Source organism: Methanosarcina baikalica (genome assembly GCF_031461075.1).
Taxonomy (GTDB): Archaea; Halobacteriota; Methanosarcinia; order Methanosarcinales; family Methanosarcinaceae; genus Methanosarcina; species Methanosarcina baikalica.
Genome location: NZ_JAVKPK010000025.1, coordinates 1 through 16,291, shown reverse-complemented (window position 1 = coordinate 16,291; position 16,291 = coordinate 1). Strand labels below are relative to the sequence as shown.

Sequence of the window (16,291 nt, the reverse complement as noted above, 5' to 3'; positions counted from 1 at the left end):
GAACCACAGACCCGGTTTTGGATTTACTCGTCTGTTTTCCTTTCTTCTATTTGCTCTTCATAGGGTCCTTTTTCAGCATTTCGTTCTTTCATCTTTTTCTGATGCTGTTTATAAAGAAGAAAACCTACAGCTCCTAAAAGAAACACAATTATAATAGATGGGAATACGCTTGATCCATTATCTTCTTCAGGCAGTTTCGAACCTGCTTCAGTTGCAGAAGGTGAAGCATACAGGGGCATTATTTTTTCCTGTACCTGTCTCATCCCGTCGCTGGAAGTATAGCTGATTTCAAACTTTATAGGCAGATCCTGGCCATTATTTTTGGGTTTCAGGCTAAATTCCGCAACCGCATAGTCTCCTTTTTGCAGGTTGCCAAGAATAACCGAGTTGCTGCCGTCCGTCACTGTCCAGTTTGCCTGTGCCGGAACAGAAACCTTGACCGAATTTGCCCCGTTGTTTCCGATGTTCGAAATCGAAAAAGTGTAAGCTCCAGCAGGACTTATTTCCATGAAGGCAACATCAAAATCCGTGGTACCTCCAATATAGATTCCTGCCTTGCTTTTGATTTCCTTTCGCTTTTGATTTTCGACAGTGCCCGCTTCCGTAATTGTCTGGAGTTCCTCAATATCGTCATAGGTAAGAACCATGTTCAGTTTGTACAGGCCTGGTTTTGTATTCACGTTGGTCAAAACTTCGAAGCTGACGTTTTCAGTGTCTCCAATACCGATAAGGTTAATGTGCTTAACATTGCTGGAGCCGACAGGCAGGATTACATCGTTTGCGCATTCCCAGGAAAACATTGCATTTTTGAGAGGGGAATTACCCACATTTTTTATGCCAAAAATAAGATTGGTTTTCTCTCCAGGTATCAATTTTTCTACGCTGATATATTCAATTTCAGCATTTGATTCGCTGTCTATATCTATCGTGAGTTCTCGAATGATCGAAGCTTCATCTTCATTACCTGTCGTGTAAAGGCGTACCTTAAGGGGATATTTACCTTCATTAACGTCATTTTCAATTCCTAGCTTGAGCTTAACGACCTTTCTTCGGTCATCTTCAGAGCGTTTTCCGAGAGTGCCTATGTTTTCTACAAGTTTTTCTCCGGTAAGAGTTCTGAAAGGATATTCGGGCTGGACTTCTATAAAACAATTCTCAATATCTTTATAACCCGTGTTTTCGATCGAGAGACTGATTTCAAGGACATCCCCAGGCTTTACAGGATCAGGATCCTGGTTGAGAAGGCTAATATTTACCCCTTTATCAAGCTCTGTATCAAGAGTGCTTGTGGCCATGGTGGAGTCGCAGCATAATGAAAGGCTTAGCAGTATCAAGCAAATAAAACCGGTAAATTGTTTCAGGTCCATTTTTAGATTCCTCTGTTTCTTAATCCCAAAATTTTTGCCTTATTTTCTGTCCGGATACTTTCATTCTGAAATGCATCCCAATGATTGATCCGTATTTTTCCGCATTTTTTCTGAAATTTGATCCATATACTCATGGTCAGGCTTCAGGATCGATTTGTTCTTTGTTCGGCTCATCCCTAACCATTTCCCCGTCCTTTAGCTGAATATGTCGGCTGGCATACCCTGCGAGGTGCAGGTCGTGAGTGACCATAACTACTGTTTTTTCTTTTTCCTTCCAGAGTCTGTAGAGAATTCCAATCACTTCTTTGCCGGTGACGCTATCAAGTGCTCCAGTAGGCTCATCTGCCAGGATGATTTCGGGATCGCAGGCAAGAGATCTTGCGATCGAGACTCTTTGCTGCTGGCCTCCCGAGAGCTGAGAAGGTTTATTCTGCATTTTATCGGAAAGCCCTACAAGGGTCAGCAGTTCCTTTGCTCTTTTTTCCGCAGTATGATCGTCAATTTCCTGGATTTCCAGAGGCAAAAGCACATTTTCGAGAGCCGTCATTCCCGGGATCAGGTTGTACTGCTGGAAAACGAACCCTATAGTCCGACCTCTAAGAGCTGCAAGGTCCGATTCCTCAAGGAGGGCTATGTTTCGGCCTTTCAGGAAAATTTCACCTTTTGAAGGGATATCAAGACAACCAACAAGGTTCATCATTGTCGACTTTCCGCTTCCGGAAGGGCCAATTATAGCCGCAAATTCATTTCTCCCGAGTTTTACAGTTACATCTTTCAGAGCATTGACCTGAACTTCGCCCATTTGATAAGTTTTCCAGACATTCCGAAAGGCGATCAGTGTATTTTCCATGTTCTCTCCTGAATGACTACCTAATGAAATATGAGTAATAGTTAAAAAGTTTATTTAATTTCATTTGTAACTCTATTCAGCCTACTCACAATCAGTTTAATGATACTGATTTTTAATGTACTCAATAGTGTGATTATTAACTAACTAAAAAAAACATGATTATTGGAGAACATTTAAATCAAATTAACTTAAAGAAGTGTGCCCATTGGATTTTCAAAAATATGGCTATTAATGTTGCGTTGCCTGGGCTGAATATGCATTCATTTTCCTTTGTACAGGAATTGAGTATTCATTCGAGATCTGAATCTTCAAAAATGAACAACTCATCGATTGTAGTATCCAGGTACCTGGATACCCTGTATGCAAGCTTGAGAGAGGGGTTATATTTTCCTTTTTCAAGAAAAACGATGGTTTCTCTTCTGACCCCTACCATATTTGCAAGAGCTTCCTGAGTAAGATCGTGTCTCGCTCGAAACTCCTTGATCCTTGTTTTCACAATTTGCCCTCCAAGCCTTACTCGACATCACCCTTTTGCATGAAGTACCACCTGAAAACATTTGCAGAAATAATCATAAAGAAAAGAAGTATGCCAAGAACTCCTTCTGCAGTAAGTTCTGCCAGCCCGAAGCACTGAACCCAGGAAAGGACAGCAATAACAACGAGAGTCAGCAGCCAGGAATATGTAATCCCGTACGCTGCCAGCTTTTTTGTCCTCTCATCCCTGTCAGGAAGGTTTCCATGCCTGAAGAGCCTGAAAGCTGTCGCAATGAAGATAATCAGGCCCGTGTTGATTAAAACAATCGGGATCCGCATATCAATATCAAGAAAAGCAGCCGACAACATGCCGGCAGCCATGATGGCTATTCCGAGGACAAGTTTGTACATGTATTTTCTTTCCATATTTTCCATCTCTTGAGTTTGTTTCTGCCAGATATTAAGGAATATTCCGGACATTAGCAAAGATTTTGGATATTAACATATTTCGGAGATTAGCAAAGATTTGTTCATTATTTACAACATATTATTTGATATTTTTAACATTTAGTTAGATATAGATAACATATATTAATATTTAAGAACTCTGCCCGGAAAGGAACTTTCAGTTAGAAATCACTGACATAATGTTATCAAAGCAAAACAAATAGGTTGTAAAAAACAGAAATCCTCTGCAGCTTATGGTACTCTGGAGGTAAAATAGAGGAAAAATAAGAGAGCTGAAATCAAAGCCCGGAATAATTACCGAGTTATTAAATCTCCAATCCCGGACTATAAAATACTTTTCTTTATATTCAGGTGAATATCTTTTTCAGCGGCAGATTTCCGGGTCTACAGTGTTAATTTTTTGCATCACAGGTATTTAACAAGAGCCCATCCCAAAACCAGTTTTATTTTCACATCAATAAGAGTTTCAGAACCATTTTTCGAATCAGAAGCTCGATTGATTATTTCCAAATTTGAGATTTAGTAACATGATTTGAAGTTTTGGGATCAGCTCCAAATGTATTTTTTCTATATTCCTCAAAAGCTGTTTTCAATTCTTCTTGCGTGTTCATGACAATCGGCCCATACCAGGCAACAGGCTCTCCGATAGGCTTTCCAGATATAATAAGAAACTTTACGCCTTTTTCTCCGGCAATTACCTCTATAAAATCTCCATCTGTGTACAGAATCACGTTTCCAGGTTCTATTGCGCAATTTTCTGAAGGATCAATGTACCTTCTTCCTTCGGCCTCAAAAGCACAGAGCTCTCTTCCTTCTTCGAAATACCCTTTTCCCTCTATTACGTATGCAAAGACAGTGTGACCAGGAATTGTTATATGTGAAAACTTCTCCTCTGCAGGCACTGTTACATCAATGTATTCGGAGTCGGTCACAATTTCTCTTACGGACCCCTCGATGCCGTTCACATCCCCGCAAATAATCCTCACCTTCAGGCCTTTTTCTATAAGAAGTTCGGGTATCTTGTTGCTTTTGATCTACTGGTAGCGAGGCTCCATCGTCTTGTGTGAAGCCGGAAGGTTTGCCCAAAGCTGAAAGCCCCGCAACTGCCCGTTTTCATCTCCAGTAGGTATTTCCTGGTAGACAATCCCGCTTCCTGCAGTCATCCATTACACGTCCCCTGGCCTGATCAGACCTCTGTTTCCAATACTGTCCTCATGCTTGATCTCCCCCTTAAGAACATATGTTATCACCTCAATTCCCCTGTGAGGATGCCACGGAAATCCCATCATGTATTCTTCCGAATTACGTGAATGAAACTCATCCAAAAGCAAAAAAGGATCAAGCTCAGGAGCCTGCTGGAATCCAAAAGCTCGCTTAAGATGTACGCCTGCGCCCTCAATAGTTGGCATGCTTTTTATTATTTTTCTTATCCTTCTTGGATTAACCAATGTAACCACTCCCTGGTGAAAAATAATGTATTATATCCTCAATCAATGAGAAATAGCCCAGGTCCGCTTGAGCAAAGCGAAATAGACATTGTGCTGTTGCGATTACATCGCAATTCCCGGAAAATCTCCGATTTCCTGTGATCCCGAAGCGGAACTTGGCTTCTGAATCCGCCTGAGCAAATTCTTTGATTTATTTCTATCTGCTTAGAGTTATTTTTCCCCTATCTTACTATCACGTTTGTTATACTTTGGTTTTTTGGAAAACGCCTGATCAGATTGAACAATGTTGACCGCTGCAGAATTCATACTGAATTTAATTGATAGGTATTTATGCCATAGAGTTTCAATCCTAATCTCTATATTCTGCTTTCTGTAAGATGTACTGATAACAGAATGCTAAAATCTTCCCTTAAATTTGAGATCTGAAAATGGAATATTAAAAATAAAAAATATCACAATTATCGGAGCCTGAAGAATGACCCTTGTTATCGCTTTTATCGGGAAAAACGGTGCAGTAATGACCGGAGACCTGCGGGAAATAACATTTGAAGGAGATAAATCGGATAGGGAGAGGCTTGAAAAAGAGCTTTACAGCGGTGCAATAGTCACGGATGAAGAACTAGTAAAAAAGGCAGAAGAATTCGGGGTCGGCATAACTGTCACGGACCGTAAGAGCAAGGTATCGGAAAGGAACGGCGTTTTAATGGGGGAAGTGTCCTCAGTTGAAGGCGGAGTCGTCAAGAAAAGAAGGCTGTATGCTTCAGCAGGAAATTATGCAATTACCGAACTCAGAGACATAGAAATCATATTAACTTCACATGGGAAAGGAAGCAATTTTATAGCTTTTGGAAATGAATTTACCAAACAGATAGCCAATAAATGCTTCAAGGACAACTGGACGAAAAAGAGCAATTTTCAGGACGCGGTAAAAATCCTTATGCTCTGTATGGAAACCGCAGCCAGGAAAACCGCTTCTGTGAGCAAGCAATTCTTTCTGATTCAGACTGCCTTGAATGTTGATGTTTTAAAAGTCGTGGAAGAAGATCTGAAAGAATGAAAGTAGGGTTGAAAAATCAACCAGACTTATTTTTTCAAGAAATATATCTGGAACTTGCAGCATTGCAAGCCATTGAGCCAATTTATTATAAGTTCTGCCAACCTTTTGTGCATATTCTGAAAGATCAAGGACTTTCAAACATTAAAAGTCAAAAGAGTAGGATTCAAATAAAATGGGTATAGCCCGGCACGGATTCGAACCGAGGTTGCAGGATCCAGAGTCCCGCATGATTGACCACTACACTACCGGGCTTCGATGATTTTTCGCTGTGGGACGCATTTCTTTCGTCCTTAAGCGTATCTTCTAAAGGAAGATTAGATATATATATCTTTTGGCTGAAGCGCCCTAGACTTCTAAAACAAAATAACAAAAAAGTTACATTTTCATTACATGTTTTCTTCTGGCTGATTGAGAACTGCAGTCCACCACCAGCGGGCCATATCCAAGAGGTCTTTTGAGAACTGGCCTGAAAGCCTGTATTCTTTATTTTTTATCGAGATCAGCCCCGCTCCAAGCAGCTTATTGCGCATTGCGTAAAATGAGGCACGTCCTACCTGGAGTTCTTCCAGAATGGCCTTCCATTCGTCAGTTCGGATTGCATTTCCTGCGGCTTGCCGCTCTTCAATGATTGTCAGGAACTTTTGCCCCCTAACAGCAGTGGCATCCTCTTGAAAAATACGTCGCATAAGACTGTAATAGGGATCCCTTGAATGGCCTATACGGGTATTGGCATCAGATCTTACCACTACAGTTGTTGCTGTTCTGGGTGCGTTTTTCACAAGAGACATTGTCCATCAGAAAATGTGGGTGGAATAGATAAACTTATCAAACTGTAAATTCGGTAGACGTCCTGGACGAATTTACAATCTTCATGAGCAGGTCTACATATTCTTCTCTCAGAAGATAAACCATCGGGGTTTTATAAGATTCTTTATGCGCCCTCAGAATTCCAAGTTTCGAATGGATGTATCCTACCATGGATGCAACAGTATTTCTCGATACATTATACTTGCTTGTAAGCATTTCATGTAGTTCATCAATAGTCGCTTTTTTTACCTTGATGAAGATACACAGTATAGCTCTTCGATATCCACTGGAATCAACTTCAAGAAACTTCTCTAATCTGGCTTTAATTTTAGCTCGGATGGATACCATTAATTACCACCTTTACTGATATAGTAAACTATGTCAGTTATAGTCATATATATAGATTTGTAAATTTATTCGTCCTGATGGGAATGAATATAAAAATTTAGATCCATTAAACAATTTTACTTTAATTCAAGTCCAGTTTTCTGTATACCTATATGTTCTTCTTCTGATATATCGCTTTTTGTGGCTCATCAGTGCCATCTATATTTCCAAATCTCTTTAGAGTTTTTCATTATAAATGCCTGACTCTTATGTTTTTGCCCTTAAATTCTGATTTTGATAAGCTGTATACTCCTATAAATAGGAAAAGCTTTTATCAAAAAAAATGAATTTGAATACCTATAAAATATATTTACTTTGGTACACTATTATTCTCTTATGGCTATATATTAAGTTTGTGTTTACTCTACTCTACTAAAAATGTCCAGTTTTACTTAACTAAAGTGAAAATTGCGTTTTCCGAATTTTGTTCAAGACTCTTAAATTCTATATGAGTTTGTTTCAATACTACTTTTAATTCCTCTGAACCAATATTTGACAGGAGACGAATAAAGGTCAATACAAGTAAATATAATATAGGTTTGCAGTTAAAAACATGGAGAGCTGGAGTTTTGAAGCTAGATCTGTAAAAACCTCATCAGGAAAGCCGTTCTCAAAATTTATTCTGTAGCTGAATATTTTCATTCTTAAATTTATCACGTATCCGGTGTAACGTAAATTTGTTTTTAAAGGCCTATTCTTGAAGAACCTTGCAACTTCTGTTGTGTACATTTTGAAATATAAGAATTAATTGAAAAGGTAGGGGAAACTGGATTATCCCTACAGCTAAGAATTATCATAAAAAAGGGGATTAATATTAATATTGAGCTCATCCCAAAACCAATTTTATTCTCAATCAGTAAGAGTTTCAGAAATAATTTTCACGATCCTAAACCTTGATTCATTATTCCGAATAATAGACAAAGTCTAAGTTATGTATTTAAAAGCTACTTTCTAATCTTTTTTTCCTCTTTTAAATTGATCTCAGTGCAAGTTCCTAAAATCAAAAAAGAAACTGTTTTAAGCTTTGAATCTTATCGAAATTTATGATATTGAGCTTTTGATAATTCAAAAATGATGAGGTTTATCGTATGGTAGAATTAATTCCAGTTAAATTTCCGGATGGGACAACTGTCTATATAGAGAGCTCTGATTCGTGTCAAACACTCGAGGCTCAATCTATTGAAGAAACTTGTAGTATTGAAGAAGTCAGTTGTATTGATAATATAAAAGAATTGTTAAGAGGTCAACAGCTAACTAACTCTATCAAGTCCTTTTGTGGGAACACTATAAACAGTTTTTATGAATTGGCAGAAGATGCAAAACCTACGAAAGCTACTATTGAGTTTGGACTCAATTTTTCTCTAGAAGGAGACGTATATTTAGTAAAAAGTTCATCAGAAGCAAGTATTAAAATTACCGCAGAGTGGAATTTGAAAACAGGGGATGGGACCGAATAGATATGAGTAGTTTTGATGAAGTTAAGCATTCCATATGCCAGATATTGAAAGATGATAGGAAAAGTCATAGTGGAACTGGATTTTTTATTTTACCAGGAGGATATATCCTAACATGTTATCACGTTATCCAGGACCTCAATAAGTTCTTTGTAAAGATTACTAATGATCAAACGTTGCATCAGGCTGAATATCTGAAAAAATTCTCCAATCCAACTGCAGATTTCGCTGTTCTAAAGCTTTCTAACGTATCTATTGACGCCGTACAACTGGGAAGAGTAAAAGATGGACACGAAGTTTTTGGATTCGGCTTTAGGCCAAAAAACATCTCTATTGAGCCTGAAGGCCATTCTTTTTATGGATACCTTAGATCCGGACAGACGCTACAATTTGGAGAGAGAAAAAATGAAGTTCTAAATTTTTATGTATCTGAGGATATTTCGAAAGGAGTTAGTGGTGGGCCTATTTATGATATACACTTACGCAGAGTCGTCGGATTTTTTAAAGCAAAGGAAACAAATAATCCTCTATCTCAAATTGCTTATGTCATCCCCATGGATGAGATTTTTGCACACTGGCCGGATCTAGAAAAAGAAAACACAAAGCAAGTGCCAGATAAGAAAGAGGACAGTCTAATAAGGGGTTTACGGGATTTCTCGCTGCAACATTCTGAATCGATTTCTTCTTCTCATAGGATATTCGGGCGCCGTACAGAATTAACCCTTCTTAATCGATTTGTCAATAAGGAGAAAAAAGGTTACTTTTTTATTACTGGACCAGCTGGATTTGGAAAAACGACACTATTGAGAAACTGGGCTATATGCTTGAAATCAAAAGATTTTCATGTTGTAATACATTTAATCAGACAGACAAGTAATCCAGATTTATACTCTTGCTTAAAAATTCTTTGCAAACAATTGATGGAAATCAATGGCTTGGTAGAGAAAATACCTCATGATATGAGCGAGTTACAAATTCTCTTCGCTGAGCTTTTAAAATGGTCTCCTCCAGCAAGCACTCGTATTGTTATAATACTTGATGGACTAGACGAAGCCATTGATTGGCCCGATTTATCTAGCATAATTCCTTCAAGCCTACCGGAAGGCATATTTTTCGTAGCGTCTATGCGTGACGAAATTAATGAGGTAGAATCTCTAAAAAAACGTTTGAAGTGTACAAATCATATCAAATTACCAAAATTATATCATGCTGATATTGTGGACTGGCTTCGGTTTTCAGAAAACAACGCACTAAAATCGCTTTCTATGGACAAAACCTTTACAGAAGAACTTGCTAGAAAAACAGACGGTTTTCCATTATATTTACACTATCTGATAGATGAAATTAATGACTCTCTGATACATGATATTAATAACTCTCCAAGGGAAAAGGCATATCGGGTACTTGAGAAGAGTCCACCAGACTTTAGTCTTTATGTACATGACCAATTTAGTCTTTTAGTAAAAACAGGTAACGTTGAAAACAACCGTAGATTTCAAGAGCTCTTCGCTTTGCTGTCAATAGCACATTCGGCACTGTCCGAGGACGATGTAATGGCTATGATAGAAATCACAGAATGGGACTTACGAAGCTTGCCATGGTCATTAAGACGCTGGTTCAACATAATAACAACAGAAACGTCACGTCTTTACTCCTTCACTCACCCCTTATTAGCACAGGAATTCAAACGTGAACTTAGAAATGAGTCTCAAGATGCTCTTAAGAAAATATTGGACTACTGTTTTAACTTTCAGAGGCATAAGAGTCCTTACGCATTCCGTCACTTCACAGAGCATCTCTTGGAAACGCAACAGTATGAAAAACTGTTTGCTTTAGTAGATAACAAAATATTTTGGAATACTTTATTTGAGACATTCCCAGAAGATTTACTACAGACAATATCCAAAAATTTTAATGCTGCTTTGAGAGCAGCTATTGAAACCAATAACATAGAGCGTACTGCACATTATCTCATATTCCATGCCAAATTACTGGCGGCTATTAGAGACATGTCTCCTTCAGGTGCGCTTTCAAAGGGTAATTTACAACTAGCGTAGGAATTGGCAGATTTAAACGAATATGATGATTCTATTCTGTGGTATTTGTTTTTATCTTGGGAATTGAAAAATTCTGGAAAATTAGCAGAGGCAAATAAGACACTTGTCAGACTTCTTCAGAAATATTACCCAAAGGCCTCTCATATTATTGGATGGGAAAAATATGCAGCGGCTTTACTTGTCCATGTATATGACGTCTCAGAGGAAGCCTTCTATCAATTTCAACGGGATTTTTTTAAAGACAATCACAGACTCATTCTGTGTGAGTATCTATCCATGAGTGGATACTTTGTCGCTGCGGAGAAGGTCGTTTCAGATATTACAGATTTAGTTGATAAGGTGAATGCCCTGATCTTGATAGGCATCGCGCAGATGCAAGAAGGAAAGATAGATGATGCGATAAGCTCGTTAAATTTCGCCATGGATCTATCAATAGATATTAAAGATCTCAAAAAAAGGGTGGAAATTCAGCTAATAATTAAAGAATCCCAGGCAAAAGTCTACGGATTTTCATCTTTGGTAAAAACTGAACAATCAGATAGTTTTTGTGAAGAATTTGAGAATAAAGTCCTGAACAATTTTAATTCTGAAATCAGCGCTGCAAAGGAAATCAGAGACATAGACCGAAAGATAAATAGACTTGTTTTTATTGCTGAGATCCAATCTAGAAAGGGAGATAAAAAATTAGCTCAGAAATCATTTGTCATCGCGATAAAATATGCACAACAAATTCCCGAATCTGAGTCCCAAGAACTAAGACAATTCTCTGAAAGTAGTTTCGAATCATCGGCTAATGTTAGATTGATAAGTGCAAAAGCAGTAAAACTGTCTTACATTGCTAAAACACAAGCAGAAGTGGATGATTTTATATCTGCATTAGAAACGTCATATAAGATTGAGGACAGAGTAATAAGGGCAGAAGCATTAGCGTACATTGTAAAGAAGCAGGCGGATAATAGAGATTTAACTTCCGCTACGGAAATTTCTCAAAAAATTGAGAGTGAGATGGAAAAAGAAATTTTTGAGTTCACTAAGATGAGTACACGTGGAATCAATCATTTACAAGGAATGGCCTCTTTAGAAGATTGTGGTTTTGATCTAGAGACAGGTCCGATAATATCAATATTATATTCTTATTTAAAAGCGTTAGCTTCCATCGCAGTAAATCAAGCAAAATGTGGAAAAAAGGAATTGGCTAGCGACACGTTTTACAAAGCAATAAAATTAGCACGGAGACATTTGGGCGGGATGTGGATAATTTATTTAAAACCCGTTATTAAGGCAATGGTAAAAGTAAACGTATTTGCATTTGATATAGAGAGTTCATATTGGATCGAAACGAAGTCGCTAAAAGACGAAACACTTGTGAAAATTGTAGAGATACTGGCTAAACAGAACGATTTTAGATTAGCGGTAGATATTGTAAGTAGTATTAACGATCAAAATGAGGAAGTGCGACTCCTAACTTTTATTGCAGAGGATTGTACTGATAAAAAAGATGCCCTACTAGCTCTTGAATTTGCTCAGATAGTAGTGCGAGGAATGAAGAGAAAGGAATACAAGGCAATAAATCTCACAATTATTGCCAAAGCCGCGGCGAGGATTGAAGAAAAAAAATTAGCAAAAAAAATATTTAAAAAAGCATTAAAAATGGCTCTTAGCATAGACCATAAGTTGTGGTTGTTGCCTCCAGAATTAAATGATAAACAGCTTAATATACATACCTTATCAGTCGAAACTTCAAAAACGATTCAGATAAATTCGAAACGTTGGAATACTCTTAAGGCTATTTCCAAAGCACAAGCAGAAGTCGGTTTTTACACAGATGCTATCGCGACTGCAAACAAAATTGAATTTTATCTAAAAAAAGAAGAAGCCATGCAACTCATTGCAATAGAACAGGTAAAATCCGGGAATGTCACTTCTGCTTTCGAAACTATAAACAAAATGGTAGATTTGGATCCTAAATATCATGCACTAAATTCTATACTTAATGAAGTGATTGAACCACATGATTTAGAATATGCTATCAGGAAGGCAGAACAAATAGGAGTAAAACAAATAGATCGTCTTCTAGGATCCCTCGTTAAAGCGTACGTAAAACTGGGAGATCTCGATTCTGCCACTTGTACAGCAATGAAAATAGAATGGAACTGGGGAAAAGAGGAGGCTCTAAAGTATGTTGCTAAGGCAAAGGCAGAAACTGGAGATTTTAGTTCTGCTTTTACAATTATTCAAAATTTTGAAAATGATTCTGTCTATAGTGAAGCTTTGGAGTTTATTGCTAAAGCACAGGCAAAGAAAAATGATTTTACTTCCGCCTTAAAAACAGTTCAGGGAATTACAAATGAACACAAACTATATAGACATAATGCACTAGAATTCATTGCAGTGGCACAAGCAAGTGTTGGAAATTACATATCTGCTATAGATACCGTAAAAATGATAGAAGGCATATCCAAACAAGAAAAAGTATTAGTAGCGATTGCTAAAGAGCAAGGTTCTACAAACAGGGATATAGAAGCAAAATCGACATTGAATACTGCTGTAAATCTTACTATGGATATTTGTGATGACGGGGAGAAAAGCGAAGCTCTGATATCTATTATTAATGTAAACGCTGGCAATAATGATCGTATAGTAAAAATTGCTGAAACAATTTTGACCGATAGAGCGGAGAACCTTTCTGACATTGCAGAAGCTCTGATCCTCATTGGTGATTTTGATAACTTTAAAAAATTACTAATTCCGTGTTCATATTATTTAGAAAGCGCGTTTGATATGTGTAGATTTCTTGTTAAATTATATCCAGACAACTCACAAGCAATTTTAAAAATAATTAATGAGTCAGAAATCTTATTGTCCGATTTTTCTTTTTTAACTGATCTCAACCCTTCAAAAAAACTTTCAATTAAAGATACTAAATTTTCTCCAAAAGCTACCCTTGCAACAATCTATGAGAAATTGTGTAAAAAATATGGCTTAACTTATTGAAAGGATAGGTTAAAGTAGTATATTTTAAGAACCTTAATTTGACGCTAAATTTAAGACATGTTGATTTTGGCTAAGGCAATTTTTGAAAAAGAAAAAATAGAAAAGAGGTTAAATTTATTATCAGGGCAAATCTAGATTATTTGGAAAAATTGCTATTATTAAAATATCCTTATTTAAATGTCTTCGCTAAAACAACTAAAATAAAATGTTTATATGGGATTAAAAATTTAATAAATCTTGAAAATATTATGTAACTTGTTTTGATTACAGTTCTTCTCATTAGGATTATTTCTCTTTTAGTGTTATTTATTAGAAAATGTATGTTAAAATAAAATTCATGCTATTAATCTCAAGAAAGTATGTTTATATTATCTTTAACCTTATAAACCCCCCCAAAAACGAAGAGTGTATATACCCGATTAATATTAATAGGTTTATAACCTTTAGACAGAACAGCAAAGGAACTCAAGAAAAAGCCTGAAACTAATAGCAGCGCCGATTCTTTCAGCCTCATCCAGGAGCGGATAATATGGAATACAGCTATGACCTTAACGGGAATAATCTTTACATTGAAGAAAGCCGGATACCTGCGTATAGCCTGGAAGAAAATGAGATTGGTAATTGTACTAGTTGCGATTCGATACTTATGAGCCTCAGCTACCACTCTGCCGGGGAGAGGACTGTAGTCGTAACAAAATGTGTTTCATGCGGGGCTTTCTATGCAAACATCTACAATTCAGAATGGAACTGGGTAGATGAGGCCCCTGTAGCCCTGCTCCCAATCCCTATCCCTATAAGCAACCAGATAATTGATGACTGGAAAGGGCTTGAGACAATTCCTATAAAAAAGCTTGAAGCCGTATTTTCCAAAGGGGAAATCGAAGCCCTTATTTCCAGGGCAAAAGATAAAACTCCTGTTCGCCAGTACCTGTATAGGGCCCGCAAAAAATACGGACTTTTTGAAGAAATATTTGACCTGAAGCTGGTAATATAATTTAGCTACACCTGTTCTCTATTTTTGGAGCTGATTTCCAAACTCAAAATTGCTTCTCCTAATCTCGTATTCTGAATAATTACTCAAGATTTCTGCTCATGAAATTTATTTTTGAAACTCTTACTGATTAAGAATAAAACCGGTTGTGGAATGAGATCTTTTGATAATTTTTTTCTTTCAGGTCTTAATTTGAATTCTTACTTAGTTAGCGTAATAATATAAAAATACATACAAAAAATAAATTATATTTCAATTCTAACGATATTTTTTAAATGTAATTAGGTCTAATAAAAAACAACAAAAAATCAAATGTATAACATCTTTAATATATGTTATATTGCATTTTTAGAAATACATACACATTTTAACAAAATCAATAGTTTTTTAAAAAAACGTACATTTTACCCGATAAAAGGGTATTACTGTAATTAGGCATCGCGGACTATATTTTTATAATGTTGGATGAATAAATTTGAATTCTAGCAAATAACCAATATATTCTCACTATGCGTTCTAACTGACTTTTTACTTACGCAGTATACACTCTATTGATCAAAAAGTAATATATAAATACAGGTACATAAAAGATGAAATTTTTATTTTATCAAGGTAGATATAAAATAATGAAGTATAAATTAAGAGAATTTATCGATTAAAACCCAGAAAACGTTTTTTTTAGAAACTGAATATTTTATATAATAGTCAAATGTTAAAACATTTGGTATTCAGGACCATAAATCAGAATCTGAGTGAACAAAGCCACAATATACTAATAATTGAGAGCAGCGATTATAACTCAAATGCATATTTTAATTTTTGCTTCTTATTCTTTTGTTTGGGGGCCTTTTTCCAGGCTCTAAAAATTTACGGGACAATCTATTCATATAGAGTATATGTATGGATTTTGCTAAGTTCACAAAACAGCACTTGACCCCTCATTTTGTAAACTCATCCATTACATAGACTATAGGAATAAAAGGGTTCTGACCGAAAACCGCCCCATTAAATACAAAAAAAATACTGGAGAAAGATTCTCAGAATAACAACTGAGTTATACACATATACTATAGGTACAGATGGTGCCTGCCTTATCTAATCTAAAAATTCAAACATCCTTTTTAAAAATGCTTTACTTGTTATTAATTTACACATTATCCGGTAAATTTAATTTTCAGTCCAATTTTTACCTATGTGTTTTCACTAATATTTTAAACAGAAGTCCTACACTATCTACTCGAAAAACCAAATTATAAATATAGTGAAATATTAAACAGACTGCACAAGAAAGACGAGAAAGTCTATGAAAATTAAAATTATTATTTAGAAATATTATAAGCTATAAAAGGAAAATGAATTTAGCAGGATATAGTTTTTATTTTTTGAGTATCTATATTTAATAATCTGTTTTTGATTTATATTTCACATAGTAATTAAAAAAATAAAAGATATAGGTGACACTTATATACACTAATTAGTTTGTAAACAACTAAATGTCTTTTATATAACATATGTATCAAAAGAAAGTTATGCCAATAAATAAATTGTCTTGCTTAAATGATCATTTCGATATAGTAGTATATTAAATCCACAACTTCGATACTCTATCTTATATATGCATTCTAAAAGCTGCTTTTAAACGAAGTGATATTTATTATGTACAACGAGACACATAAGTTAATTAATATCTGTTTAATATGTTCTATATTATACTTATATTATTCTGTATATTTTAAGAGTAATTATAATTTATATATGAAACTAAAAATATGCATTTTAATATATATTATATTAATTGGATAATTTTCTTATAATTACTCACCATTCAGAGTTATAAATATGTTATTAATGATACATACATGCAAGCATATTTTGCAATTAGAAATCTAGCACTTATAAAATTTAACCTATTTTTAATACAAATTATAAAAAAAATT

At 35.8% G+C, this 16,291-nt stretch carries 13 protein-coding genes, 1 tRNA gene and 1 pseudogene; 5 read left to right on the top strand and 10 right to left on the bottom strand.

Annotation, left to right across the window (positions count from 1 at the left end):
- Positions 1-23 precede the first annotated feature (23 nt).
- The 6 genes and pseudogenes from RG963_RS07745 to RG963_RS07720 all read right to left on the bottom strand — a co-directional run bounded on the left by RG963_RS07745 (position 24) and on the right by RG963_RS07720 (position 4,568).
- Entirely contained in the window at positions 24-1,367 is a 1,344-nt protein-coding gene (locus tag RG963_RS07745; RefSeq protein ID WP_310575693.1) for a COG1361 S-layer family protein, read from the bottom strand.
- A gap of 136 nt (positions 1,368-1,503) precedes the next feature.
- On the bottom strand, positions 1,504-2,217 hold the full coding sequence (locus RG963_RS07740) for an ABC transporter ATP-binding protein (protein ID WP_310575692.1): 714 nt from the start codon (positions 2,215-2,217) through the stop codon (positions 1,504-1,506).
- Positions 2,218-2,506: 289 nt separating this feature from the next.
- Positions 2,507-2,713, bottom strand: coding sequence for a helix-turn-helix transcriptional regulator (locus RG963_RS07735; protein ID WP_310575691.1), 207 nt, complete (start codon positions 2,711-2,713; stop codon positions 2,507-2,509).
- Positions 2,714-2,730: 17 nt separating this feature from the next.
- Complete coding sequence (locus tag RG963_RS07730) at positions 2,731-3,126, bottom strand: hypothetical protein (protein ID WP_310575690.1); 396 nt, start codon at positions 3,124-3,126, stop codon at positions 2,731-2,733.
- A gap of 533 nt (positions 3,127-3,659) precedes the next feature.
- Positions 3,660-4,124 (bottom strand): pirin-like C-terminal cupin domain-containing protein, encoded by a 465-nt coding sequence (locus tag RG963_RS07725; RefSeq protein WP_310575689.1) that lies wholly within the window; start codon positions 4,122-4,124, stop codon positions 3,660-3,662.
- 69 nt (positions 4,125-4,193) lie between these two features.
- Positions 4,194-4,568, bottom strand: a pseudogene (locus RG963_RS07720) (pirin family protein).
- Between the two features lie 514 nt (positions 4,569-5,082).
- Between RG963_RS07720 and RG963_RS07715 the strand changes: the two are divergent.
- Positions 5,083-5,664: an MJ0548 connectase family domain-containing protein gene (locus RG963_RS07715; protein ID WP_310575688.1), complete on the top strand. Its 582-nt coding sequence runs from the start codon at positions 5,083-5,085 to the stop codon at positions 5,662-5,664.
- Positions 5,665-5,843: 179 nt separating this feature from the next.
- Here the strand turns inward: RG963_RS07715 and RG963_RS07710 are convergent.
- The 4 genes from RG963_RS07710 to RG963_RS07695 all read right to left on the bottom strand — a co-directional run bounded on the left by RG963_RS07710 (position 5,844) and on the right by RG963_RS07695 (position 7,587).
- Positions 5,844-5,916 (bottom strand) — tRNA-Gln (locus RG963_RS07710).
- Positions 5,917-6,050: 134 nt separating this feature from the next.
- Positions 6,051-6,452 (bottom strand): hypothetical protein, encoded by a 402-nt coding sequence (locus tag RG963_RS07705; RefSeq protein ID WP_310575687.1) that lies wholly within the window; start codon positions 6,450-6,452, stop codon positions 6,051-6,053.
- A 37-nt stretch (positions 6,453-6,489) separates the two neighbouring features.
- Positions 6,490-6,819, bottom strand: coding sequence for a DUF2551 domain-containing protein (locus tag RG963_RS07700; RefSeq protein WP_310575686.1), 330 nt, complete (start codon positions 6,817-6,819; stop codon positions 6,490-6,492).
- A gap of 552 nt (positions 6,820-7,371) precedes the next feature.
- Positions 7,372-7,587 (bottom strand): hypothetical protein, encoded by a 216-nt coding sequence (locus RG963_RS07695; RefSeq protein WP_310575685.1) that lies wholly within the window; start codon positions 7,585-7,587, stop codon positions 7,372-7,374.
- Between the two features lie 359 nt (positions 7,588-7,946).
- On the opposite strand from RG963_RS07695, the gene RG963_RS07690 reads away from it, so the two are divergent.
- The 4 genes from RG963_RS07690 to RG963_RS07675 all read left to right on the top strand — a co-directional run bounded on the left by RG963_RS07690 (position 7,947) and on the right by RG963_RS07675 (position 14,357).
- Positions 7,947-8,315, top strand: coding sequence for a CU044_2847 family protein (locus RG963_RS07690; RefSeq protein WP_310575684.1), 369 nt, complete (start codon positions 7,947-7,949; stop codon positions 8,313-8,315).
- A 2-nt stretch (positions 8,316-8,317) separates the two neighbouring features.
- Positions 8,318-10,369, top strand: a complete 2,052-nt coding sequence (locus RG963_RS07685) for a trypsin-like peptidase domain-containing protein (protein ID WP_310575683.1) — start codon at positions 8,318-8,320, stop codon at positions 10,367-10,369.
- 3 nt (positions 10,370-10,372) lie between these two features.
- Positions 10,373-13,363, top strand: coding sequence for a hypothetical protein (locus RG963_RS07680; RefSeq protein WP_310575682.1), 2,991 nt, complete (start codon positions 10,373-10,375; stop codon positions 13,361-13,363).
- A 529-nt stretch (positions 13,364-13,892) separates the two neighbouring features.
- On the top strand, positions 13,893-14,357 hold the full coding sequence (locus tag RG963_RS07675; RefSeq protein ID WP_310575681.1) for a hypothetical protein: 465 nt from the start codon (positions 13,893-13,895) through the stop codon (positions 14,355-14,357).
- The last annotated feature ends 1,934 nt before the right edge of the window (positions 14,358-16,291 follow it).